This window comes from Microcystis aeruginosa NIES-4325 (genome assembly GCF_008974145.1).
In the GTDB taxonomy this organism is placed as follows: Bacteria; Cyanobacteriota; Cyanobacteriia; order Cyanobacteriales; family Microcystaceae; genus Microcystis; species Microcystis aeruginosa_G.
In genome coordinates this window covers 1-449 of the sequence record NZ_BJKP01000127.1, presented here as the reverse complement: position 1 = coordinate 449, position 449 = coordinate 1, and the positions used below count along the sequence as shown (strand labels likewise).

The window sequence follows — 449 nt, the reverse complement described above, 5'->3', positions numbered from 1 at the left end:
TCTCTACATAATCAATTACTTTTTTTCTCAAGTCTAGGCTATAGGACATTTTTCTGTATGGGTTGCTTGTTTTTCCTTATTTTAACCTATTTTTTACTTGTATCATACTTATTTGAAATGACTATAAAAGCATGAAAACTGACAGGATTTTTGATCAACTCTTTCAATCTTTCCCCTCTATCTTCTTTGAATTAATTCAACTCCCTATCACCGAAGCCAATAATACTAAACCTGGTTAATAGAACTCTTGCAAATTAATTATATGTTATAATGATGGGTTAACTAATTTTTTTGGGAAAATTAGTTAACCAGTACATTCGTTCTGAATGAAAACTTGAAGTTTAACTTTTAACTCAAAACTCTTTAGATATGCTTTAATTTGGTTATCAAAACCTCTTTATTTAAGCGGCACAAACTATCTCAATTTTTATAATTGAGAATAAATTCTC

General features: G+C 28.3%; 1 pseudogene. It reads left to right on the top strand.

From position 1 onward, the window contains the following. Nucleotides 1-131: 131 nt before the first annotated feature. Nucleotides 132-224 (top strand): annotated as a pseudogene (locus MiAbW_RS19300) (DUF2887 domain-containing protein); the annotation flags it as partial. Nucleotides 225-449 lie beyond the last annotated feature (225 nt).